Genomic DNA, 24121 nt, shown 5'->3' on the forward strand with positions numbered 1-24121 from the left:
CGGAAAAGTGTGTTGGCGCACACTTTCTCCGCGCTATCTCTGTTCAAACTGTTTGCGCCAGTGACGCCTGCTGAATCAGATGATACACCTGTAAAAATACCCAGTATCTCTCCGAGAGTCCAGATGTAAATCAATGAAAATCAGCGCTTTATAAATTCTTTTGGAATCATTTTCTTGTCATTTCCACAACTGCCCCTAACCATCCCCCCATTACATCCCGTTGCCGCCCATTTTGTGATCAAGCCTCAAAAAAGCGCAGTCTCCCCGTCTCTCTGATTTACCTCTGTGCAACACCTGGATTACAGTGAATCAAATTATAAGAACGTTGTTCTATAATGTAGAACAACTTCCAAAAAGATGTCGCCAGCCGTTCTTTGAACGCGGTTGACCGGGAGAATACGACAATGTCCATCGACACCATATTTACGCCGCAGGATGAACAATTCTATGCGGTGAAAACCCACGCTGCCGGGCCGCAGGGCGCGCTGCCGCTCACCCCGCAAATGCTGCTCGAATCCCCCAGCGGCAACCTGTTCGGCATGACGCAAAACGCCGGTATGGGCTGGGATGCCAACAAACTCACCGGCAGAGAAGTCCTGCTGATCGGCACCCAGGGCGGCATCCGTCACTCGGACGGTCGCCCCATTGCGCTGGGTTATCACACCGGGCACTGGGAGATCGGCCTGCAAATGTCGGCAGCGGCAAAAGAGATCACCCGCCTGAGCGGCATCCCGTTCGCCGCCTTTGTCAGCGACCCGTGCGATGGCCGCTCCCAGGGCACCCACGGCATGTTCGACTCCCTGCCGTACCGTAACGACGCGGCCATTGTTTTTCGCCGCCTGATCCGCTCGCTGCCCACGCGCCGGGCGGTGATAGGCGTCGCCACCTGCGATAAAGGCCTGCCCGCCACAATGATCGCGCTGGCGTCAATGCACGATCTGCCGGTGATCCTCGTGCCGGGCGGGGCGACCCTGCCGCCTACCTTCGGCGAAGACGCCGGAAAGGTACAGACCATCGGCGCGCGTTACGCCAACAACGAACTGAGCCTCAAAGAGGCCTCCGAGCTGGGCTGTCGCGCCTGTGCTTCCCCCGGCGGCGGCTGTCAGTTCCTCGGCACCGCGGGCACCTCGCAGGTAGTGGCCGAAGCATTAGGGCTGGCGCTGCCGCACTCGGCGCTCGCGCCATCGGGCCAGGACGTCTGGCTGGAAATTGCCCGCCAGTCGGCGCGCGTGGTCATGGCGCTGGATGAGAAGGGCATTACCGCCCGCGACATCCTCACCGACAAAGCCATCGAAAACGCGATGGTGGTGCATGCGGCCTTTGGCGGCTCCACCAACCTGTTGCTGCATATCCCCGCCATCGCCCATGCGGCTAAGTGTCGTATGCCGGACGTGGCGCAGTGGAGCGCCATCAACCGCAAAGTGCCGCGCCTGGTGAGCGTGCTGCCCAACGGGCCGGATTACCACCCAACGGTGCGCGCGTTCCTCGCGGGCGGCGTACCGGAAGTGATGCTCCACCTGCGTCGGTTGGGGCTGCTGCATGAAGATGTGATGACGGTCACCGGGCAGACGCTGGGGGAAAACCTCGACTGGTGGGAGCACTCCGAGCGCCGCGCGAAGTTCCGCCAGTGCCTGCGCGAACAGGATGGCGTGGAGCCGGATGAGGTAATCCTCTCGCCGGAAGGGGCAAAAGCCAAAGGGATGACCTCCACGGTGGCCTTCCCGGTGGGCAACATAGCACCGGATGGCTCGGTCATCAAAGCCACGGCCATCGATCCGTCAGTGGTGGACGAGGACGGCGTCTATCGCCATACCGGCGAGGCGCGGGTCTTTGTCTCGGAAGAGGCGGCCATCAAAGCCATCAAGCAGGGACAGATCAAGCAGGGCGACATCATGGTCATTATCGGTGGCGGGCCATCCGGCACCGGCATGGAAGAGACCTACCAGCTCACCTCGGCGCTGAAACATATCTCGTGGGGGAAAACCGTGTCGCTGATTACCGATGCGCGTTTCTCCGGTGTCTCGACCGGGGCCTGCCTGGGGCACGTTGCGCCGGAAGCGCTGGCGGGCGGGCCGATTGGCAAGCTTCGCAGCGGCGATGTGATCGAGATTATTGTCGATCGCCTGTCACTGGCAGGAAGCGTGAACTTTATCGGCACAGCGGAGGCGCGCCTGACGCCGGAAGAGGGCGCAGTGGTACTGGCGCAGCGCGAGCTGCACCCGGAGCTGAAGGCGCATGATTACCTGCCTGACGACACCCGCCTGTGGGCGGCGCTCCAGGCGGTGAGCGGTGGCACCTGGAAAGGGTGCGTGTACGACACGGATAAAATTATTGAGGTGATCAATGCCGGTAAAAAAGCGCTGGGTCTTTAAATAATTAAACGAATTTGCCGGGCCGCCGAATAAATGTTTCGGCGGCTAAAGAATATTACGAAATAAAGTATCCCTCACGGGAGAAATAACTGTTTCTGTCACCAGGTAAAATGTATCGCTATCACAGAAGCTAAAATACATAATTGCGAAAGCAAAATTGATAATTGTTGCTGCATATATTCCTTCCTAGAATCAAATCCGCACTGAACATCTAATAAACGTACGAATAAAGGGTGTATTCCTCGCAAAATGCACTGCACGCATTTTATTTTGTAGGTCCCGGCCATTCGCAATCCATCCCTCTCATATGACTGGAGGTAGACATGCAATTAACGATGAAAGATAAAATCGGCTACGGGCTGGGGGATACCGCTTGCGGTTTTGTCTGGCAGGCCACCATGTTTTTGCTGGCGTACTTTTATACCGACGTCTTTGGCCTGTCTGCGGGCGTCATGGGCACGCTGTTTTTAATTTCGCGCGTGCTGGATGCGGTAACCGACCCGCTGATGGGGCTGGTGGTTGACCGTACACGTACCCGCTACGGCCAGTTCCGCCCGTATCTGCTGTGGGGCGCGATCCCGTTTGGTATCGTCTGCGTCTTAACGTTCTATACGCCGGATTTCTCCGCACAGGGGAAAATTATCTACGCCTCGATTACCTATATTTTACTGACGCTGGTATATACCTTCGTTAACGTTCCCTATTGCGCCATGCCTGGCGTTATTACCTCTGATCCTAAAGAGCGCCACGCGTTACAATCCTGGCGCTTTTTCCTCGCCGCCGCCGGTTCATTAGCCATCAGCGGTATTGCCCTGCCGCTGGTAAATATTATCGGCAAAGGCAATGAGCAGGTGGGCTATTTTGGCGCGATGTGCGTGCTGGGTATTTGCGGTGTTATCTTGTTGTTTGTCTGCTTCTTTACCACCAAAGAACGTTATACCTTTGACGTTCAGCCGGGCGCTTCCGTTAAGAAAGACCTGAAACTCTTAATGGGTAATAGTCAGTGGCGAATTATGTGCGCCTTTAAAATGATGGCGACTGGCTCCAACGTGGTGCGCGGTGGCGCGACGCTCTATTTTGTGAAATACGTAATGGACCATCCGGAGCTGGCAACGCAGTTCCTGCTTTACGGAAGCCTGGCGACCATGTTCGGTTCCCTGTGCTCATCTCGCCTGCTCGGGCGCTTCGACCGAGTGACCTCGTTCAAGTGGATCATCGGCATTTATTCCCTGATCAGTCTGAGCATTTTCTTTATTCCCTCAGACAATATCGCGCTGATTTTCGCGCTCAATATTCTGTTCCTGTTTGTCTTTAACACCACCACGCCGCTGCAATGGCTGATGGCCTCCGATGTGGTTGATTATGAAGAGAGCCGCAGCGGGCGTCGCCTCGACGGGCTGGTCTTCTCCACCTACCTGTTCAGCCTGAAAATCGGCCTGGCGATTGGCGGCGCGCTGGTGGGCTGGATCCTCGCGTTCTCCAGCTACTCGGCAAGCAACGCCGTACAGCCGGATAACGTCCTGACCACCATTAAAATCCTCTTCTGCATTGTGCCGGTGGTGCTCTATGCCGGCATGTTTACGCTGCTGTCGTTCTACAAACTGAGCAGCAAACGGGTGGAAGAGATCAGCCAGCAACTGCAACGTCAACGCGCAGCGCACCCTGCAACGCAGCCTGCCGATGCCGCGGCGGCGGTGAACTGAGGAGAGAACCATGTACCAGATTGAAAACCCGATCCTGACCGGCTTCAACCCGGACCCGTCACTGTGCCGCGTGGGGGAGGATTATTACATCGCCACCTCCACGTTTGAGTGGTTCCCCGGCGTACGTATTTACCACTCACGCGACCTGAAAAACTGGTCGCTGGTGAGTACGCCGCTCGACAGCGTGGCGCTGCTGGATATGAAAGGCAACCCGGACTCCGGCGGCATCTGGGCACCCTGCCTGAGCTACGCCGACGGCAAGTTCTGGCTGCTCTATACCGATGTGAAAATTGTCGATTCGCCGTGGAAAAATGGCCGCAACTTCCTGGTGACCGCCCCCTCGGTGGAGGGGCCGTGGAGCGACCCTATACCTATGGGCAATGGCGGGTTCGACCCGTCGCTGTTCCACGATATGGACGGGCGCAAATATTACATCTATCGGCCGTGGGGGCCGCGCCATCACAGCAACCCTCATAACACCATTGTGATGCAGGAATTTTTTGCCGACACACACTCTCTCTCGCCGCAGCGCTCCACGCTCTTCACCGGTACGCCGTTGGGTTATACCGAAGGGGCGCATATTTATCGCCGCGATGGCTACTACTATCTGCTGGTGGCGGAAGGGGGCACCAGCTACGAACATGCGGTGGTGGTGCTGCGGGCGAAGGACATTACCGGGCCTTATGAGCTGCACCCGGATGTGACGATGATGACGAGCTGGCACCTGCCGGAAAATCCGCTGCAAAAGAGCGGTCACGGCTCGCTGCTGGAGACCCATACCGGCGAATGGTATATGGCGTATCTGACCAGCCGGCCTCTGCATCTGCCGGGTATTCCACGGCTGGCGGCTGGCGGGCGCGGATACTGCCCGCTCGGGCGCGAGACGGGGATAACCCGCATCGAATGGCGTGATGGCTGGCCTTACGTTGAGGGGGGCAAACATGCGGCGCTGACGGTGCCGGGGCCACGGATGACGGAGCAGCCTGGCGCAGGCACAGGCGCATGGCGCACAGACTTCGACAGCGAACGGCTTGACCCGGAATTGCAAACGCTGCGTATTCCGTTTGATGAGCAGTTAGGTTCGCTTACTGCCCGTCCCGGCTTTTTGCGCCTCTACGGCAATGACTCGCTCAACTCCACCTTTACCCAGTCAACGGTGGCCCGCCGCTGGCAGCATTTCCGTTTTCGTGCCGAAACGCAGATGGCCTTTTCGCCGCGCCACTTCCAGCAGAGCGCCGGGCTGACCTGCTATTACAACAGCAAAAACTGGTCGTACTGCTTTATGGACTATGACGAGGGGCGCGGGCGGACGCTGAAAATTATCCGGCTCGACCATAACGTGGCCCACTGGCACCTGTACGATAACCCGATTGAAGTACCCCGGAGCGCGGAGTACGTCTGGCTGCGGGTGGATGTCGATCAGCTTGAGTACCATTACAGCTATTCATTTGATGGGGAAAACTGGCAGGCCATTCCGCTGACCTTTGAGGCGTGGAAGCTGTCGGATGACTATATTGGCGGTAGGGGCTTCTTTACCGGGGCGTTTGTTGGCCTGCACTGCGAGGATATCAGCGGCGACGGCTGCCATGCTGATTTCGCCTCGTTCACCTATCAGCCCGAGGCGTAGCAGGATGGTGGGCTAGCGTTCGCGGTAGCCCAGCGTTTTTGACAGCCCCAGCCCGGCTTCCATCAGCTTCTGGCGGCAGGCGGCCAGTTGGTCGTCGTTAACCCGCGAGGTGAGGGTGGAGAGGCTGAGCGCGGCGATAACCCGCGATTCGTGGTTCCATACCGGCACCGCGATGCAGCGCACGCCCGGCTCGTTCTCTTCGTTATCGAGTGCGTAATGGTTGTGGCGGGTTTGTGCCAGCGCGGTCAGCAGCGCGTCGCGGTCAGTCAGGGTGGCTGGCGTAAAGCGCGTGAATGCATACCCGTCCAGTATGGCATTAAGTTCCTCGTCCCCGAGCCAGGCCAGCAGCACTTTGCCAATGGCCGTGGCATGTACCGGCAGGCGGCGGCCAATGCGTGAATAGGCGATGGCCGCCTGCTTACCTTCGATTTTTTCTATGTAAACGCCTTCGTTGCCGTCCAGAATCCCCAGGTGGGTCGTCTGCCCCGTCTCCTGGGAAAGGGCGGACAGCCAGCTTTTCGCCTTCTGGCGAATGTCCATGGTGCCCACGACAAAGTGGCCGCGCTCCACCAGTTTCATCCCCAGACAATATTTGTCGTTATCCGGGTTCTGATCGATATAGCCATGAAGTTGAAGCGTTTTCAGCAGCGAGTGAAGGGTGCTTTTGCTTAATCCCATCTGTTTGCTTATCTCGGTGATTTTGAGTTCCGTCGCCTGATCGTTAAACAGGTCGAGGATCTGCAAAGCACGTTCAACAGACTGAATTATCGGCATAATTTTTACCATTCACGAGGAATTCTCTGCGTGTGACCGTACTATTTTCACCGGGGAAAAGCAATGGCGGGGGCTAGAGTTATCAAAACGGCTACAGTGTGCTGATCCTCCCTTGCTGCCAGTGGGCGGGCGGGCACTATCAGCGCACGGCTATAGCTCAAGGTTTTAACCTGGTCGCCGACTTGCCAGGTAATCCCCACCTGCGGGTGGGGATTGCTTAACACCAATTATTGGTTGTCCAACTGCGCGCGGACATTGCTCAGACCGGTACGGTTAATGCGATAGGGCTGACCATTTACCGAGCGGATGAGTTTTTTGCTTCTCAGTTTCCTGAAGACGGCGAGCGTGCAGTCGCTGAGCAATAGCCCTTCACGGGTATAACACTCAACGGCGGTGACGCGCCCGGAGGTGTCGCGGGTATGAACGATACGTCCGCCTTTGGCAAGGACGTGCAGGGTACGTTGTTCCTGACGGGAAATATTCATGCTGAAAATGCCTGTAATCATCTTGTGCAAAACCTGCCAACACCCTGGGGTGTTAGCGCGAGTGTTTAGCGCAGTGATAACCAGCCCGGCCGCACGGGTCGGAAAGCTGATTATCAGATGGTTGCATTCTCCAGCATCGAAGCCTCGGTATTCGCTAAGAAATATTTATCCAGCCAATGTTAACACGCAACATCTATAAGGGAATTATTTTGCTTAAGGAGTGTGATCTGTGTGGGTACTCAGTGGCACGCTTTTTTTCACTCTGTGCGCAAGGCGACGTTATGGACAATCGGGTCGTTGCGAAGGCACGCAATGCTTATGAAATGTTCATTTATAAGACAATACTTAAGACAGAGATGCATATGGCCTTACACAGCACGTCGGCGGACTGAAGGAGTATGCGAATGAAAAGACAAGACCTGAACGCAGTGAAGAATTTTGATTTTTTGGCACGCAGTTTTGCCCCTATGTATGCGATGGGCCAGCCAGTTGATATTGATGCCGTTACCGGCAATATGACCGAAGAGCAGAAACAGTGGTTCCAGGAACATTACGACCATTATTGCAAACAGGCGCAGCGCGCCAGAGTGAAGGAACTGCAATAGCGATAACCACAACGGGCCTGATGGCCCGTTGCGTTTTCTGGCTTCGGGGGTTCTTGCGGTCTGCTGCCACTTCTCATCTCTGCCTGTCACATTTCTTTGAAAACCAGATGCCATGATTATCAACTGAGATCGTGCAAGGACTTATTGAGCGGCGGTGTTAACGTCATGTCGCTGAATTTCACCGATAATCCTTGCCGCTCCGGCGTGCAGCACATTACCCCGACCCTCACCTTTCCGGCGGGAAAAGGGCACAAACGCAGCAACGGCCAGCTCAGACCATCCGTCGAATATTGCAGACGCAGGGCGTCATCTTTACGCGTCAGACGCAGCCAGAATTCGCGCGGATTGCCCGGAAAAATCCCTGTTGCCCAGTCGGAATAGTCCAGTGTCAGCACGCTGCCGATAGCGGGGGCGCCATCGTTGAATTCAATACCCGCCTTCAGCCAGTGGCGGTTATCAGTCATCAACATAATGCCCGCCTGGTCATAAAGGGTGGTGAATTCCGCACAGATTTTGACCTGAAAAGTAAAATCCTCAGCGACCTCTTTGGCGAACAGATGACCGGAGAAGCGTTCGAAACCGTACCAGGTTTTGTGCCAGAAATCGGTGTGTTCATCGGTGACAACCGACAGGACACCCTCTTCACATTGCCATTGGGCAGGTTCGTTAACCCATTGAAACTCCTCGTGCATGACGCTTCTCCTTTGTCTTTTTCGTGTTATACCGGACCCTGCGCTTTGTCTGCCCAGGCCGGCATGGCTGTCAGATAGCGCACCGCGCGCTTGCGTGACTCTTCCGGCCCGACGTGTTGCCATGAATCAAGATAGCCTGCAAGTCCGGCTACCGCCTCCTCCCAGGATTTAAGATTGCCTTCGCTGTCGGTGCAATACTTGCAGTATTTGTCGCTCGGCCCCCGGGCATCGGGGGCGGAAAGCGGCATTCCGCAGGAATGGCAGCACGCTTCATGTTGGGACATAGGACACTCCTTGTTTGATGAGATGAACAATAAATGTACATGTTTTCGCCAGAGCAGAAGTGCCGCACGATCATATAACCACAAATAAAAAGTGGATTTTCAGTTGTGCTACGCGTGATCCTGCTTACGTCTAACCCTTGACCACCGACAAAGTAAATTCCGCCGATCCCTCACATAATCACGCCCGCTTATCATTCCACAGGTGTGACCCCATGGCTTACCAACTAAACCTTAACTGGCCTGAATTTTTAGAGAAATACTGGCAGAAAAAGCCGGTTGTATTGAAAAACGCGTTTGCGAACTTTGTTGATCCGATCACCCCAGATGAGCTGGCAGGCCTGGCGATGGAAGTGGAAGTCGACAGCCGCCTCGTCAGCCATTTCAACGGTGAATGGCAGGCCAGTAACGGCCCGTTCGAACATTTCGATGGACTGGGGGAAACGGGTTGGTCGCTGCTGGCGCAGGCGGTAAACCACTGGCACGCGCCGTCTGCCGAGCTGGTTAAACCCTTCCGTGCGATCCCGGAGTGGCGCTTTGACGATCTGATGATCTCTTTTTCCGTACCGGGCGGCGGCGTTGGCCCGCATATCGACTGGTACGATGTTTTCATTATCCAGGGGATGGGCAGCCGCCGCTGGCGCGTAGGGGATAAATTGCCCCTGAAAGAATTCTGTCCGCATCCGGCGCTGCTCCACGTTGAGCCATTTGAGCCGATTATTGATGAAGACCTGGCGCCGGGCGATATTCTCTATATTCCGCCGGGATTCCCGCACGACGGTATTACCCACGAGACCGCGTTTAACTATTCCATCGGTTTTCGTGGGCCGAATGGCCGCGATCTGATCAGCAGCTTTGCTGATTATGCGGTTGATAAAGATCTGGGCGGCGATCACTACACCGATCCGGATTTAACCTGCCGTGAAAATCCGGGTCGGGTTGAAGAGTACGAGCTGGAGCGTCTGCGCGGCATGATGATCGAGATGATCAATCAGCCGGAGGATTTCAAGCAGTGGTTTGGCCGTTTTATCACTACGCCGCGCCATGAGCTGGATATCGCCCCGGCCGAACCGCCGTATGAGCCGCAGGAAGTGCTGGAAGCGTTGCAGGAAGGCCAGGTGCTGACGCGTCTGGGCGGGCTGCGCGTGTTCCAGGTTAGCGACTGTTTCTTCGTGAATAGCGAGCGTTTCGATACCGTTGCGCCGAAAGCCGCAGAAGCGCTGTGCCGCCATTTGTTGATCGGTAAAGAGGAACTGGGGGAGGCGTTGAATAACCCAACCTTTATTGCCGAGCTGACCGGGCTGGTGAACCAGGGCTATTGGTATTTCGACGAATAATCGCCGTTCCGGTGGTGGTCTCATATCCGGGTCACGGCCCTGACCCCCTCTCCCGGTGGGCTGAGGAATCCCCACAAAAATGCGAGCACGAACGGTCCCCTCTCCCTGAGGGAGAGGGCCAGGGTGAGGGGGAAAATGCGGCTCTGATGGTCATTCCGTTCACCTTATGTTCGTTGCTTTTCTGTCGCGACAGAACCCGTGAACGTGCCAGGGGGGCTCACCGCCACCCCCCTGGCGACCCGGGCTCCCGGCAAAGAAAATCGCCGCTGGCGCGGTCCATGATGCTTATGTCGTCTGACTTTCGGGTCGGGGACCAGCCTGCGTCCTTGCAGGCTATCCCCTCCGCCCGCTTCCCTGCGGGCGGCCCCGGTCAGCCGCCAACGCCTCATCGATTTTCAGCCGGACCCTGTCATCGCTGTCACTGTTTTATTCTTTTTAAGCGGCGTTATCGCTGTAAAACGTAAGATGACGGGGGATTCCTCTCCCGGTGGGAGAGGGGCTGGGAGAGGGCAAACTAACGGTACACCGGCAACAGATGAAAGCTGGAAAGCACGTGAATAATGGCGTTACCCGCGCCGAAACAGAGAATCAATATAATCATTGCTTTACCGCCCCACACGCGATAATGCGGGCTGCCGAAGCGTTTACGCGATGCGCTGGCCAGCAGTGCCGGCACAATCGCCGCCCAGACAGTCGCGGCTAATCCGGCAAAGCCAATCGCATAAATAAACCCGTTCGGCCACAGCACGCCCCCAATAATTGGCGGCAGGAATGTGACCAGCGCGGTCTTAAAACGCCCCTGCGGGCTGTCGTCAAACTTAAACAGATCCGCCAGATAGTCGAACAGCCCCAGCGTCACGCCGAGGAACGAACTGGCGACGGCAAAGTTTGAGAACACCGTCAGCAGCAAATCCAGCCCGCGACTGTTCAGCACACCGCTCAGCGCCTGTACCAGCACATCGATGTTGCCGCCTTTCCCGGCGATATCAATAAATGCCGGGCGAGGAATATTACCCATCGTACCGACCAGCCAGAAAACGTAGAGAACCAGCGCCATCAGCGTACCGAGCAGCAGGCAGCGGCGGATAGTCAGCGGGTCTTTGCCGTAGTATTTCATCAGGCTGGGCACATTGCCGTGATACCCAAACGAGGCCAGGCAGAACGGCAGAGTCATCACGAGATAGGGCAGGTAGCTGGGGTTTACTTCGGCGGTGTTAAACAGTACCGCTGGCTGCACGTGCCAGATTAACCCGCCAAAGCTCATAAAGAAGGTGAGGATCTTGGCGCCCAGCACAATGGTGGTCATGCGGCTGACGGCCCGTGTGCTCAGCCAGACAATAAAGGCCACGACCAGCGCGAATAACAACCCACCCAACCGTGCCGGGAAGTCTATATTCATTTGTGAAAAGGTATGGTGAATAACGGAGCCGCTGGCGGAAATATAAGCGTACGTCAGAATATATAAAACAAACGCGACGGTAAGGCCGTTAATAATATTCCAGCGATTACCGAGAAGGTCTTTGGTAATAGTGTCGAAGCTGGCGCCAATATGATAATTCAGGTTAGCTTCAAGGATCATTAATCCTGAATGCAACATACAAAACCAGGTGAAAACTAATGCGAGCAGTGACCAAAAAAACCATGAGCCAGACATGACAACCGGTAAAGAAAACATGCCCGCGCCAATAATGGTGCCGCCAATGATCATTGCGCCACCAACGAGCGATGGCGCTTTATTTGTTACTGATAGAGTAGCCATAGTACGTTTCCATAGACGTCATATTCCGCATCGCCCGAGTGGGCGACGTATATACCAGTCATATTTCACGTTGCATATGCATTGGTGTGCTCACCCCCTTCAGTAAGCTCGTGGAGGTTCACGCTCTTGCTAACTTTCTGCAACTCGAATTATTTGGGGTAGAGCTATTCAGGCGTAACATCGGAAGGACGCGCCCGTTGCAGGCGCGTCCGGATGAGTTTTATTCCACCGGTTTTAAACGGGCCACAAAGTGGCGCAATACCGGCGGTTCATAGGTGAAGGTCAGGCCTTTGATGGACGATGCGCGTTTTTTCACGGCAATCAGCGAATCAGCGATATAGTCCATATGGTCGTTGGTGTAGACGCGGCGCGGAATAGTCAGGCGCAGCAGCTCCATTGGCGACGGTTTTTGCAGGCCGGTGGCCGGGTCGCGCCCTAACAGCAGCGAGCCAATTTCCACGCTACGAATACCCGCTTCCAGATACAGCTCGTTATTCAGTGCATGTGCCGGGAACTGTTCTGCCGGGATATGCGGCAGCAGCAGTTTGGCATCGACAAACACCGCGTGGCCGCCAGTCGGGTACTGGATCGGAATACCGCCTTCGCGCAGACGCTCGCCCAGATACTCCACCTGTGCAATACGGTAGGTGAGGTAATCTTCGTTGGTGCCTTCTTCCAGACCGATAGCCATCGCTTCCATATCGCGTCCGGCCAGGCCGCCGTAAGTGACGAAGCCTTCCATCGGCACGCAGCGGATGCGTACTTCGTTGAACAGATCTTCGTCTTCGCGGAAGCAGCACATGCCGCCGATATTCACCAGCGGATCCTTTTTCGCGGACATGGTCAGCATGTCGCCATAGGTGTACATCTCGCGGATGATCTCTTTAATCGATTTATCCGCGCAGCCCTCTTCGCGCTGCTTAATAAACCAGGCGTTTTCGCAGAAGCGCGCGGAGTCAATGACCACCGGGATCTTATGACTTTTCGCGATTTGGTAGACTTCACGCATATTGGCCAGCGAAATCGGCTGGCCGCCGGAGCTGTTACAGGTCACGGTGGTGACGATCGCCGCCACGTTTTCCGCACCCTGCTCGGCGATGGTCGCTTTCAGTTGATCGATATCGAAGTTGCCTTTCCAGTCGTACCAGGAGGTAGTATCGAACGCTTTCGGCGTCACTACGTTGATGGCTTTCGCACCGTTCAGTTCCACATGTGCGGCGGTGGTGTCGAAGTGGAAGTTGGAAATAAAGACCGGTTTTTTCGATTTGCAGCGCGCGATCAGCGACGGGAAGAGGATCTGTTCAGCACCGCGCCCCTGGTGGGTTGGGATGGTGAACGGATAGCCGATGATCTCTTTCACTTTTGCACATAAATTCTGGTAGTTACGTGAGCCTGCATAGGCTTCGTCGCCCATCATCAGCCCGGCCCACTGGCGATCACTCATGGCCCCTGTGCCAGAGTCAGTCAGCAGGTCAATGTACACATCCTCGCTATTAAGCAGGAAAGGGTTATATCCGGCTTCGGCCAGCGCTTTGACGCGGTCGTCGTAAGTGGTCATGCGGATATTCTCAACCATTTTAATGCGGAAAGGTTCTGGGATGCGTTTCATAATATTTCTCCAATAGCGTGCCTTGCGACGTCACGATATTTCCGGCGGTATAAAGCGCGCAAAAAAATATCGCTCAACGTCGTGTTGAGTTTGATTTTTTTAATGAATAATAGGCAGCGGAGAATTAACGAGGGAAGTCGTTGGTAATGCGCGGATCGAGATTGTACCAGGCGTTCAGACCGCCCTGAGCAATGAGGCGGTAACTCAATCGGTATTTCATTACAGCGTCCTCTGACGTTACGGGAGTACTAAAAATAGATAAATATGAAAAAATATCCGCGATTAAACTCACAAATAGTTTATTGAGAGAATTATTCACTGTGAAATATGATGGCAGACACATTTTGCGTTCACTTTTTTAATCGCAATAACCCGACGGATTTAAGGGGCTTGCTACCGTTTTCCTCATCCTTTGAGAATCGCAGCAAAGGCTGTACCCTATGTCGCGCAGAAACGGCGCACTGACCGCGCGGGCTTTTCAAAGGTAACGAATGAAATTCAAAGCAGACCAGACCAGCCAGAAACTCCGGGGTGGTTACTATACGCCGCAAAACTTAGCCGATTACGTGACCCGCTGGGTGTTGAGCACACATCCGGCCAGCGTGCTGGAACCGAGTTGCGGTGATGGTGCATTTATTCAGGCTATTCATAACAACAATGGCGATAAAGCGGTCAACCTGGAATGCTTTGAGCTTTTTGATATCGAGGCGCAAAAAGCCGTGCAGCGCTGCGAGACCCTGGGGTTTTCCAACGCGACGGTGACCGAAGGCGACTACCTGGTGTGGGCCAATAAGCAACTCGCTGAAAACCATACGCTTTATGATGGCGTGGTAGGCAACCCGCCGTTTATCCGCTACCAGTTCCTCGAAAATGAATTTCAGGTGCAGGCGGAGCTGGTGTTTAAACAGCTCAAGCAGAAATTCACCAAACATACCAACGCCTGGGTCCCGTTTTTGCTCTCCTCGCTGGCGCTTCTTAAAGAGGGCGGGCGGCTTGGCATGGTGATCCCATCGGAAATCATTCACGTGATGCATGCGCAGTCGCTGCGCAGTTACGCGGGGCAGGTGTGCTCGAAAATCGTAATTATCGATCCGAAAGAGATCTGGTTTGAAGACACCCTGCAGGGCGCGGTGATCATCCTGGCTGAGAAGAAAACCGATCCACAGCAGGAAACCGAAGGTGTGGGGATCGTCAGCGTTAACGGCTTTGATTTCCTTGCCGAAGATCCCAACGCGCTCTTTGCGCGTACGCCGGGGATCAACGGGGAAACCGTCGCCGGGAAATGGACCAAAGCGGTGCTGGAGCGCGATGAGCTCGCGTTGATTCAGTCGCTTATCAATCATGCGTCGGTGCATCAGTTTAATGATATTGCCACCGTGGACGTGGGGATCGTCACCGGGGCGAATGAGTTTTTCCTCGTGGATAATCAGACCGTTGAGCAGTATCAACTGGCCGATTATGCCCATCCGATGTTTGGCCGCAGCCAGCATTGTCCGGGGATTTTGTACGATGCAAACCAGCATGCGGAAAACCAGCGTGACGGTCTGCCGACTAATTTTCTGTATATCGCCGACGAGTTCGACGCTCTGCCGTTAAAAGTGAAGGAGTACATCCTTTTCGGCCAGTCGCAGGAGTTGCACACGCGCTATAAATGCCGCATTCGCAAGCCGTGGTACAAGGTCCCTTCGGTTTACAGCACCAGTATCGGCATGCTGAAACGCTGCCATGAAGCGCCGCGTTTAATCCTCAATCAGGCAGAGGCCTACACCACCGATACCGCCTATCGTGTGCGTTCGACCTTTACCAGCAGTGAAAATCTGGTGTGCAGCTTTTTAAATCCGCTGACGGCCATTACCGCTGAACTGGAAGGGCGCTATTACGGTGGCGGCGTGCTGGAGCTGGTGCCGTCGGAGATTGAACAACTGTATATCCCGGTTATCGAGGGGATGGAACACGATCTGGCGGGTATCAACCAGCAGGTGAAAGCCGGTGAGATCGCCGCCGTGATCCGCAGCCAGGGCGAGAAGATCCTCGCGGCGTTAGGTTTTAGCAAAAGCGATAACGATAGGCTGATGGCGATCTGGGAAAAGTTAAAGGATCGCCGGTTACGGAAATAACCCTCCCCCGGTGGCGCTTCGCTAACCGGGGCTACGACTGGTTTTCTCCCTCTCCCTGTGGGATAGCCCGGATAAGGCGTTTGCGCCGCCATCCGGGAGAAAACCACTCACAGCCCCTTATACAACGCCTCTATCGACGGGATTTTCTCGTCCAGCTCACCCAAATCAAACAGCGCCGCAATCAACGCGTCCATCCGCGCCTGCTGGGTGTCAAATTGGCGCTGATAAACGATTTTTTCCCGTGCGGATGCCTGCGTAATCTGCGCGTACAGGTGGTTGAGCTGTCTTTGCAGAGTGGCGATATCATCATGGCGCGCCGCGTCCGCTCTGTCGGCAAAGCGGATGGTCGGAATCGGCATCCGGGTCTGGATTTTGGTGCCCCTGGCGATAAAGCCGCCGCGGAAAATCTCCCCATAAATCGATGCGAACCACTCCAGATGGCGGGAAGTCAACAGCGCCTGAATATAGTAAATGGAGTAGGGGCAGTCGTCGGGAACGTTAATAATGCTGTAGCCCGCGGTGCCGCCGGAAGAGACAAACGTCCGGTGGTTATCAATCGCGTACTTGTAGCCATTCGACAGCACGCCGACGATAATTTTTTGCGGCACATCGCAGTTCTCCAGTGCCTGGCTGCGCCCATAGCGATACCACTCATGCGGCGTTGTCGGGTCTGGTTTTATCGACCGCTTGCCATTATCAAGATGCGGTTTGACCACCTGCAGAAAAGCGAACGTCTGCGGATAAAGGGCACGTAAATCGTCGTACTCAATAAACTGAATGCGGCCATCCACCTTATGATAGGGGTAAATGACGAAGGCGTTCGGTTCCACATCTTTATAGCTGTAGAAATTATCCTGACCCGAACGTGGCGTTTCAAAATAGGGGCGGGTTAAGGCCTCTTCAACGGAATATTCCACGCCGTCGTAAACGAACCAGACATAGCCATTTTCCGTTTTCAGGCTTTTATGTACGTAATATTCATTGGCGCTGGTCTGGATACCGTTGGCAATGGCTCCTTTGCCCAGAATCTCCCCCAGTTCGGCAGACTTGCTGAACATTTGCTGCAAAATATCGTTCGTTTCTTTCTCCAGCACCCAGGTGTCGGAGTCCAGCTTATCGGGCGAATGGAGACTTAACAGCGAGGATTTATCTTCACGGGTCAGCCACTTTTTAAAGTCTTTCACTTCATAAAAAGCGAATTCATTCTGCGGCGATTTTTGCAGGCACAGCAGGCAGGTATAGGTGGTTTTATTGAGAAAGACCTGATGCGAACCAAACGAAATCAGTTTGCTCAGATAGCGGTTATCCGCCAGCAGTTTACGCAGGTTTTTCCCCGCGCCGATTTTGGTGAATTTGGACGGAAGAATATAGCCCAGATAGCCACCCTCTTTTAGCAACTGCATGGCGCGTTCAACAAACAGGAAGTATTTATCGAACTGTTTGTAAGCCGACTGATATTTCTTTTTGTAGACAGGCAATTCGGCAGGGGTGAACTGCTTCATATGCTCCGTTGCCATATACGGAGGGTTGCCGACAATCACATCGAAGCTGTTTTCATCGATATGCAGCGGGTTCACGCTATAGCTGTCCGCCGCCGCAACCCCGTCATTTGCATCCACCAGACTATTGCCGAAAATAATGTTGCGCTGAATTTTCGGCAGGATGGGTTTGTCATCGCCAATCGTCTCTTTCGATTCCCCTTCCAGCAACTTGAGCAGCAGACCAAAAGCACAGGCTTTTACCGCGTTGTAATCTTTATCGATACCGTAAATACAGCGGCTGAGCAGCTCTTTTTTCACTGACAATTTCAGTTTGAAGCTGTGCGGCGAAAGCTGTTGAAGCTTCGAGCGATCGTGCCTGATGTAATAGTCGACCAGCGTATCCTGGAGATACTGAAAGACCTCCAGAAGAAAGGCACCCGAGCCGCAGGCGATATCGGCGAATTTGGCATTAAGGATCTGCTCATCGTTTTTGCCCCGGCAAAATTCGCTTACTGTGTTGCGGATAATCTCTTTAATGATGTGTACCGGTGTGGTCACCACATCGCGATCGAGATGTTCCTCTTTAGGACGAATTTCGGGCGTGCCGTTGGGGCCAATTTTGATTTTTTCGCTCAGGAAGATCTCGTAAATACTGCCGAGAATATCGGAAGAAAAGACCGCAAAGGAGTAAGTGCTTTGTGGGAAATAGAGCTGATTGATGATCTCCCAGATCGCAGAATTATCATTACTGATAAGCTCCGCAATATGGTCGAGGGCGAACAGGCCGGAGTCATATTTGCGATCCGAGGCCTGCAACGTCTGCACCAGCGCCTGGTAATCCTGTTTCTGCGCTAAAGACCAGAGAGTCTCATAAGCCTCTAGGTCACGATCTTCACAGACGCGCAAAAAGACAATGCAGTTAATGTAGTTCTGCGTCAGATCGTTGATCTCTTCTTCATTCAGACCGGGCTTGAGGGAGAGAAACTCCCTGGCGAGCAATAAACGCCATTGATTGATTTGCCGGAGGAAAAGATCGTCGACGCTAAAGCGCAGGATTTTGCTTTCAATGGCGGACCATTCGTTATCAAATTGCCCGGAATAGACGCTATCACGGCCAATTAGCGCCATAATTTCATCGAAATGGGCCGCCAGTTCGCTGTAGTGATACAGCTTGATACGTGAGTGGCTGGTCTGGTCGCTCTGTTCTACCGGATTGGAGCAGTCATAAATGGCGGTATATTCGAAATTAGTCAGCACCGAGATTTTTAATTTGCCGGTAAAGCCGTAGCGTCGCACCTGTTTTGCCGGTTCCGGGTCAAGGGTAATATCCACGCTCGGCTTTTTGGCCTCGACAAAGAATTTGCGTTCAGAGAACAGACGGAAGGTGTAATCCGGTTTCTTCGCGTTTTCCCCCATCCGCGCTTTTAATCCCTCTTCGACCAGCACTTCACGCTCGTTGGTCGGTTTACCCTGGGCGTTGATAATGTCCCAACCCAGAAGGGTAAACAGCGGATCGAGAAAATCAGTTCGTAGCTGCGTTTCGTTATATTTTCTGGAGTGGTAATAGGCCAAATCATTCTGGTATTTCGCCACCAGTTGCTCAAGCTGCTCAATTTTTGTCATCTGATTTCCCGATCCTGACGTGCGGTATTTTCCCTGTGGGCGTTACGCTAAGCGGATCATCATAGGCAATACGCGCAACGATGTCTTTCCCTGGAAACCGGAGCGGCTTGCGACAGGCAAAAAAAAGCCCCGCAAGCGCGGGGCAATGCTCACAAACATTAACCTTAAAAATCCATTTTCACCGTGAACTGCACTTCACGCGGATCGCCAGGCTGGTTACCCAGGTTGTTGGTGGCGATGGACGAGGTGTAATAGGACTTGTCGAACAGGTTTTTCACGTTCAATTGCAGCGTGACCGGGTATTGCAGCTTCATCTTGTAAGCGGCGAAGGCGTCAGCCACAAAATAGCCCGGCAGATAATAATCCGCGCCGTTGGTAGCCGAGCGACGATTCACCCCGTGACCGCCGCTGCCGAGCGTCAGCGTATTGCCGCCTGGCATATTGCGGATGTCATACGTCAGGAACACAGAACCGGTATGGCGCGGCACGTTCGGCAGCGGTTTCCCGGCATATTCCGGATCTTCGAGTACTTTGGCGTCGGTATAGCTGTAGCTGGCGATAACGTTCATATTGCTGGTCAGCGCGCCGGCGATATCCATTTCCACGCCCTGCGAACGCACGCGGCCTGCGGTTTTCGCCACGGTCTCGTCACCGACAATCTCGCTGTACATCACGTTGCGTTTGTGAATATCAAACAGGGAAATATTGGCGGTGACGCCGTCAAAGAGGTCGAACTTCGCCCCCACTTCCCACGCGGTGGAGGTTTCGGGCGGCAGATCGCCAATATAGCTGGCGATGGAGTACTGCGGCATAAACGACTGCGCCACGTTGCCGAACAGGGAGATGGACGGCGTCAGCTTGTAGACCAGGCCGAATTTCGGCGTCCACTGTTCGTCGGTGCTGTCGGTGTTCACATTGAACGGACGGCCTTTGCCTGCGTACTCGGTGTAGTACTGGTAGCGCACACCGGCGACGGCGATCCATTTGTCCGTCAGGTACAGCGCATCCTGAACATAGGCAGAGTAGCTTTCCTGCCTGATGGTCTGGTCGCTGTCCGATGCTGACACCGACGTACATTTGCTGGCATTGCCGTAGGTCGGGTTATAGATATTGAAATCTTTGACGTTTTTACAGCGGATCATATCGGTACGCAGCAGATCGTAATTTTCATACGACACGCCGGTCAGGATCTCGTTATAGAACCCGGCGATATCCACGTTGCCCTGCAGATCGGCGCGGGTGCTGTGCATCCGCTGGGTCGATCCCTGCGTGGCATCCACTCGGCGCGTTAGATTCCCGGTGGCGGCGTCATAGGCCATCACGCGCGACTGGTTATCGGTGTATTTGTCCTGGCTAAAGCTGTAGTCAAACTTCGCCGTCCATGCGCTGTTGAGATGGTATTCGGCATTCAGTTGCGCCAGATCAGACGCACCATCGGTAATGTTGAACGGCTCATCGAAGCGGGTTTCACGGCTGACATTCACCGGCTGTTTGGTCTTGAGATCGAAAATCGTGCCGCGATCAAACGGGGTGTTGTAGTCTCGGTGTGAGTACAGCACGCTCACCGTGGCGTCATCACCAAACCAGGTCAGCGACGGGGAGATAAAAGTGCTTTTCTCTTTACCGAAGTTGCGCCAGTAATCTTCATTCTGATATTCGCCAGTCAAACGATACGCCAGGCGAGTGCCTTCAATCGGCCCGGTAACATCGAGATCCCCGGTGCCACCGCCAAAGCTGGAAGAGGTGGCAGAGACGGAGCCACCAAAAGTGGTTTGCGGGCGTTTCGTTACAACATTGATAAGCCCGCCGGGATCCAGAATACCGTACAACGTGGAGGCCGGGCCTTTCAGTACTTCGACGCGCGAGGTCGCAGCATTAAAGCTGCGCGGCAGCACCGTTCTCAGACCATTGGTCATGATTGACCCGTCGCGGTTCGCGCCAAAGCCACGGCGCACAAAGGCATCCTGCGTGCCGCCTAATGTGTTGGTCTGCACCACGTTACTGACGTTATACAGCGCTTCATCCAGCGTTGTCGCATGCTGATCTTCCAGCACTTTATCGCTCACGGTGTTAACCACCTGCGGAATATCCAGCAGCGGCATGGTGGTGAGCGTTGCCGCCGAGGTGTTCAGCGGTTGATAGCCCGCCGTCGCAGCCTGATCTGCCGATGACGCGCCTGCCAGTACGGTCAGCGTGTCACTGTCTTTATCCTGCGCAGCGTTTGTTGCTGCCTGTGCCAGAGGTGAAAAGGTTGCCCCCAGGAACAACGCAGAAAACAGTGCGTGCCCTTTTTTCCCGGAGATCGAAGAAGTTAACTCAGCCATGTTGTCCGTTTTTCCAAAATGCCCTCTGCCAGTCATGCATAAGGGAAGATTTTTATTCATTGCCCGCGACTGTAAATCTATCCTTCGGCGTGAAATATTCATGCCGGATATGTAATTGAGAATCATTCAATCATGGCAAAATGTAGTAGTAAATGGAAAAGTAAGAAAAATGACTACACCGCATTTTGCGGGTGAAAATGCGCCTGGAAATATCCTCTTTATCCATTTAATTTATTGAAAATAAACACATTAAAAATAAGGCTCAGCCAATGGAGTGGCTGTAGCCACCCTAAAATACCCGGTGAAGTTATGGGTATTTGAATCTCTTGACTACTACATTGCCTGGCGGCAAAATCTAAAAGAGAATGATATTTATTTTTATTTGTTAAGCTGGCGCGCGCGGAGTGTACCACGTGGTTGCGGCGCAGGAGTATACATGCCACAGCAGTTGGACAACGCGGCCAGTCGGCCCGGAATTGTGCTGGATAATCTCTCGGCAGGTTATCAACAAAAGGTGATCGTTGATGGCATCAGCCTTGCCATCCCTCCCGGCAAAATGACCGTGCTGGTCGGTGCGAACGGCAGCGGCAAATCCACGCTCCTCAGTACCATTGCGCGCCTGCTCAAACCGCTGGGCGGCAGCGTCCAGCTTGACGGCAAAGCTATTCACCAACAGCCGACCAAAGCGGTCTCGCGCCAGTTGGGGATCCTGCCTCAGTCACCGTTAGTCCCCGAAGGGCTCACCGTGTTTGAACTGGTCTCCCGTGGACGTTTCCCCTGGCAAACCTTTATGCGCCAATGGTGTGACGACGACCAGCAGGCGGTTGAAGAGGCGCTGGTGGTGACCGGCACCACAGCGTTCGCGCATCTTCCGGTCGACAGCCTCTCCGGTGGTCAGCGTCAACGCTGCTGGATTGCGATGGCGCTGGCCCAGCAAACCCCGGTGATTTTACTCGACGAACCCACCACTTTCCTCGACCTGCGTTATCAGGTGGAGATCCTTGAACTGCTGCACTCGCTGACCCGCCATCACGGGCGCACCGTAGTGGCGGTATTACACGATCTGAACTTCGCGGTGAATTACGGCGATACGCTGGTCTTTCTGCGTCAGGGCAAAGTGGAAGGCGTGTTGCACGAGGGCGATCCCTGCCCGGCGGAGCTTATCAAATCGGTCTTTGATGTTGATGTGCATGTCTCCATTAACCCGATGACCGGGAAACCCTTCTTTATGCCATTTCGCCGTCAGCACGAGCCGCACGCATGACCATACAACCCCTTCTTTTACGCCGCCGTAGCGGGCGAAGCGGGTTGGCACTCCTGCTGGTGCTGGTGTTACTCGTGCTGGCCTCGGTGGCCCATCTGGGGCTGGGCGCGCGCGCAATTGGCCCGCAAACCGTTGTTCGTGCGTTTCTGGCCTTCGACCCGCGCAACTTCGACCATCAGATAATTATCAGCCTGCGTCTGCTGCGCCTTGTGGCGGCGCTGGTGGTAGGGGCGGCGCTCGGCGTCGCCGGGGCGCTGTTACAGACGGTGATCCGCAATCCGCTCGGTGAGCCGCATATCCTTGGGCTGAACGCAGGAGCGGCGCTGGCGGTGGTTGCGACCACCGCGCTTGGGCTCGCTTTCGGGCCTGGGCAACCGCTGATCGCCGCCTGCGGTGCCGGGGCGCTGTTTGCGCTGGTGATGGGTATTGCCAGCGCCGGGAAAAGCGGGCTAACGCCGATGAAGGTCACCCTGTGTGGCGTGGCGCTCACCGCGTTTACCTCCTCTCTCACCGCCGCCATTCTGATCCTTGATGAACAAACCCTGTTGGCAATGCGCACCTGGCTTGCCGGGGATCTGGCAGGGCTACGCTGGGAGGCGGTTCGCACTGCGGCGCTGGTGGCAGCGATGGGGCTGGTTCTGGCACTGTGGGTAGCCCCGGCGCTCAATATGCTGGCGCTGGGGGAGCAGGTGGCTATCGGGCTGGGGATTTCGCTGGCGCGTACCCGTGGCCTTGGGCTTGTTGCCATTGCCTTGTTGTGCGGGGCGTCGGTATCACTGGCCGGGCCGATCGGCTTTATCGGCCTAGTCGTCCCGCATCTGGTGCGCCGTTTTGCTACCGATGACCTGCGCCTGGGCGTGCCGCTTTGCGCGCTCACGGGGGCATTACTGTTGCTGCTGGCGGATATCGCCGCCCGTACGCTGGTCGCCCCCCATGAGCTGGCAACCGGGGTGATGACCGCGCTCGTGGGAGCACCGCTGTTTATCCTGCTGGCAGCGAGGTTATTCAAATGAGTTCGCTGCTATCGCGCGCAGGCTTTCGTTCGTTTCGTCTGGGGCGTTTTTCCCGTTTATGGCGGCCAAAGACGGCAGTGTGGGGCGCCGTGCTGCTGGTGCTCGCGCTGGGGTTATTACTTACTGGCCTGATGCAAGGCTCGCTGCCGGTTCCCGCATCGGCGATCGGGCGTGCTCTCTTTTTCCCACAGGCGCTTAATGCCGAACAGTTGTACATCGTGTGGGATATCCGTTTGCCGCGCCTGTTGATGGCGCTGCTGTGCGGCGCAATGCTGGGTATGGCCGGGGCGGCGATGCAGTCGATCACCCGCAATGGTCTGGCGGACCCTGGGCTGCTGGGGGTGAAAGAGGGCAGTAGCGTGGCGGTGCTGGCGTTAATCCTCCTCTTCCCGGCGCTGGGGCTGGCCTGGCGGCCCGTAGCGGGCATGGCGGGCGGCCTGCTGGCGGCGTTGATCGTGCTGCTGCTGGCGCGGGATTTTTCGCGTCCGCGTTTTATTTTGCTCGGCATTGGCGTCTCCTGGACGTTTGCGGCAGGCATTGGGGTGTTTATGACCACCGCCGATGTGCGCGATGTACAGACCGCGCTGGTGTGGATGGCGGGCAGCCTGCATACCGCCACCTGGCCGCTGCTGGTGGTGGCGACCTGCTGGGCGCTGCCTGCCGCGCTAATTTTGTTTGTTACCACGCGGGCCTCAGATGTGGCGCTGCTCGGCCATCAGGCCGCCGCCGGGCTGGGCGTGCGGATGGCGTGGCTGATGCGCATTCGTTTTTTTGCTCCGGTGTTACTGACCGCCGCCTGCGTCTCTTGTGCGGGTAGCATCGGTTTTGTCGGGCTGATTGCGCCGCATATGGCGCGTTTTCTGCTGCGCGGCGGCCAGGTGGCGCTGTTGTCCGGCAGTGCGTTGCTCGGTGCGCTGCTGGTGCTGGTGGCCGATTCGCTGGGGCGGCTGGCATTTGCGCCGCTGCAAATCCCGGCGGGCATTGTGATTTCATTGACGGGCGGACCATTTTTCCTGCTGTTGCTCTGGCAGCGGCGGGACCGGTTATAACTCAGG

The 24121-nt window shown here is 55.4% G+C and carries 19 protein-coding genes; 9 read left to right on the forward strand and 10 right to left on the reverse strand.

Annotation, left to right across the window (positions count from 1 at the left end):
- The first annotated feature begins 404 nt into the window (after window positions 1-404).
- From IP582_RS02745 to IP582_RS02755, 3 genes are all read left to right on the forward strand, one after another.
- The gene (locus IP582_RS02745; RefSeq protein WP_193795006.1) at window positions 405-2372 is read left to right on the forward strand and encodes a YjhG/YagF family D-xylonate dehydratase; all 1968 of its coding nucleotides are present in this window, start codon (window positions 405-407) and stop codon (window positions 2370-2372) included.
- A 323-nt stretch (window positions 2373-2695) separates the two neighbouring features.
- Window positions 2696-4075 (forward strand): glycoside-pentoside-hexuronide (GPH):cation symporter, encoded by a 1380-nt coding sequence (locus IP582_RS02750; protein ID WP_193795007.1) that lies wholly within the window; start codon window positions 2696-2698, stop codon window positions 4073-4075.
- A gap of 10 nt (window positions 4076-4085) precedes the next feature.
- On the forward strand, window positions 4086-5702 hold the full coding sequence (locus IP582_RS02755; RefSeq protein ID WP_193795008.1) for a glycoside hydrolase family 43 protein: 1617 nt from the start codon (window positions 4086-4088) through the stop codon (window positions 5700-5702).
- Window positions 5703-5714: 12 nt separating this feature from the next.
- Here IP582_RS02755 and IP582_RS02760 read toward each other — a convergent pair whose 3' ends face one another.
- Window positions 5715-6476 (reverse strand): IclR family transcriptional regulator, encoded by a 762-nt coding sequence (locus IP582_RS02760; RefSeq protein ID WP_193795009.1) that lies wholly within the window; start codon window positions 6474-6476, stop codon window positions 5715-5717.
- A gap of 227 nt (window positions 6477-6703) precedes the next feature.
- Window positions 6704-6961 carry a YjhX family toxin gene (locus IP582_RS02765; protein ID WP_039076906.1) on the reverse strand — a complete coding sequence of 86 codons (258 nt, stop codon included), beginning with the start codon at window positions 6959-6961 and terminating at the stop codon, window positions 6704-6706.
- 398 nt (window positions 6962-7359) lie between these two features.
- Between IP582_RS02765 and glgS the strand changes: the two genes are divergently transcribed.
- Window positions 7360-7566, forward strand: a complete 207-nt coding sequence (gene glgS, locus IP582_RS02770; protein ID WP_370551792.1) for a cell surface composition regulator GlgS — start codon at window positions 7360-7362, stop codon at window positions 7564-7566.
- Window positions 7567-7685: 119 nt separating this feature from the next.
- Here glgS and IP582_RS02775 read toward each other — a convergent pair whose 3' ends face one another.
- Both IP582_RS02775 and IP582_RS02780 read right to left on the reverse strand, forming a co-directional pair.
- Window positions 7686-8258, reverse strand: coding sequence for a DUF1349 domain-containing protein (locus IP582_RS02775; RefSeq protein WP_193795011.1), 573 nt, complete (start codon window positions 8256-8258; stop codon window positions 7686-7688).
- A gap of 26 nt (window positions 8259-8284) precedes the next feature.
- Window positions 8285-8542 carry a zinc ribbon domain-containing protein gene (locus IP582_RS02780; RefSeq protein WP_193795012.1) on the reverse strand — a complete coding sequence of 86 codons (258 nt, stop codon included), beginning with the start codon at window positions 8540-8542 and terminating at the stop codon, window positions 8285-8287.
- A 212-nt stretch (window positions 8543-8754) separates the two neighbouring features.
- Here IP582_RS02780 and IP582_RS02785 point away from each other — a divergent pair, with 212 nt between their 5' ends.
- Window positions 8755-9876 (forward strand): cupin domain-containing protein, encoded by a 1122-nt coding sequence (locus tag IP582_RS02785; protein WP_039076884.1) that lies wholly within the window; start codon window positions 8755-8757, stop codon window positions 9874-9876.
- A gap of 164 nt (window positions 9877-10040) precedes the next feature.
- Here the strand turns inward: IP582_RS02785 and IP582_RS02790 are convergent, their stop codons facing one another.
- From IP582_RS02790 to tnaC, 4 genes are all read right to left on the reverse strand, one after another.
- Window positions 10041-10265 carry a hypothetical protein gene (locus IP582_RS02790; RefSeq protein ID WP_193795013.1) on the reverse strand — a complete coding sequence of 75 codons (225 nt, stop codon included), beginning with the start codon at window positions 10263-10265 and terminating at the stop codon, window positions 10041-10043.
- Window positions 10266-10390: 125 nt separating this feature from the next.
- Window positions 10391-11635, reverse strand: coding sequence for a tryptophan permease (gene mtr, locus IP582_RS02795; RefSeq protein ID WP_071193542.1), 1245 nt, complete (start codon window positions 11633-11635; stop codon window positions 10391-10393).
- A gap of 220 nt (window positions 11636-11855) precedes the next feature.
- The gene (gene tnaA / locus IP582_RS02800) at window positions 11856-13244 is read right to left on the reverse strand and encodes a tryptophanase (protein ID WP_193795014.1); all 1389 of its coding nucleotides are present in this window, start codon (window positions 13242-13244) and stop codon (window positions 11856-11858) included.
- 124 nt (window positions 13245-13368) lie between these two features.
- Entirely contained in the window at window positions 13369-13464 is a 96-nt protein-coding gene (tnaC, locus tag IP582_RS02805; protein ID WP_072039686.1) for a tryptophanase leader peptide, read from the reverse strand.
- A gap of 271 nt (window positions 13465-13735) precedes the next feature.
- Between tnaC and IP582_RS02810 the strand changes: the two genes are divergently transcribed.
- Window positions 13736-15361, forward strand: coding sequence for a class I SAM-dependent methyltransferase (locus IP582_RS02810; protein ID WP_039076881.1), 1626 nt, complete (start codon window positions 13736-13738; stop codon window positions 15359-15361).
- A gap of 107 nt (window positions 15362-15468) precedes the next feature.
- Here the strand turns inward: IP582_RS02810 and IP582_RS02815 are convergent, their stop codons facing one another.
- Window positions 15469-18465 (reverse strand): N-6 DNA methylase, encoded by a 2997-nt coding sequence (locus tag IP582_RS02815; RefSeq protein ID WP_193795015.1) that lies wholly within the window; start codon window positions 18463-18465, stop codon window positions 15469-15471.
- 164 nt (window positions 18466-18629) lie between these two features.
- The gene (locus IP582_RS02820; RefSeq protein WP_193795016.1) at window positions 18630-20789 is read right to left on the reverse strand and encodes a TonB-dependent siderophore receptor; all 2160 of its coding nucleotides are present in this window, start codon (window positions 20787-20789) and stop codon (window positions 18630-18632) included.
- 436 nt (window positions 20790-21225) lie between these two features.
- Here IP582_RS02820 and IP582_RS02825 point away from each other — a divergent pair, with 436 nt between their 5' ends.
- The 3 genes from IP582_RS02825 to IP582_RS02835 are packed head-to-tail and all read left to right on the forward strand — an operon-like array spanning window position 21226 to window position 24115.
- Entirely contained in the window at window positions 21226-22053 is an 828-nt protein-coding gene (locus IP582_RS02825) for an ABC transporter ATP-binding protein (protein WP_193795017.1), read from the forward strand.
- Complete coding sequence (locus IP582_RS02830) at window positions 22050-23066, forward strand: iron ABC transporter permease (RefSeq protein WP_193795018.1); 1017 nt, start codon at window positions 22050-22052, stop codon at window positions 23064-23066. The genes IP582_RS02825 and IP582_RS02830 overlap by 4 nt, the downstream gene beginning before the upstream one ends.
- Window positions 23063-24115, forward strand: coding sequence for an iron ABC transporter permease (locus IP582_RS02835; protein WP_193795019.1), 1053 nt, complete (start codon window positions 23063-23065; stop codon window positions 24113-24115). Before IP582_RS02830 ends, IP582_RS02835 begins: the two co-directional genes overlap by 4 nt.
- Window positions 24116-24121: the final 6 nt, after the last annotated feature.

Origin of the sequence: Citrobacter sp. BDA59-3 (assembly GCF_015167655.1) — a bacterium.
GTDB classification, from domain to species: Bacteria; Pseudomonadota; Gammaproteobacteria; order Enterobacterales; family Enterobacteriaceae; genus Phytobacter; species Phytobacter diazotrophicus.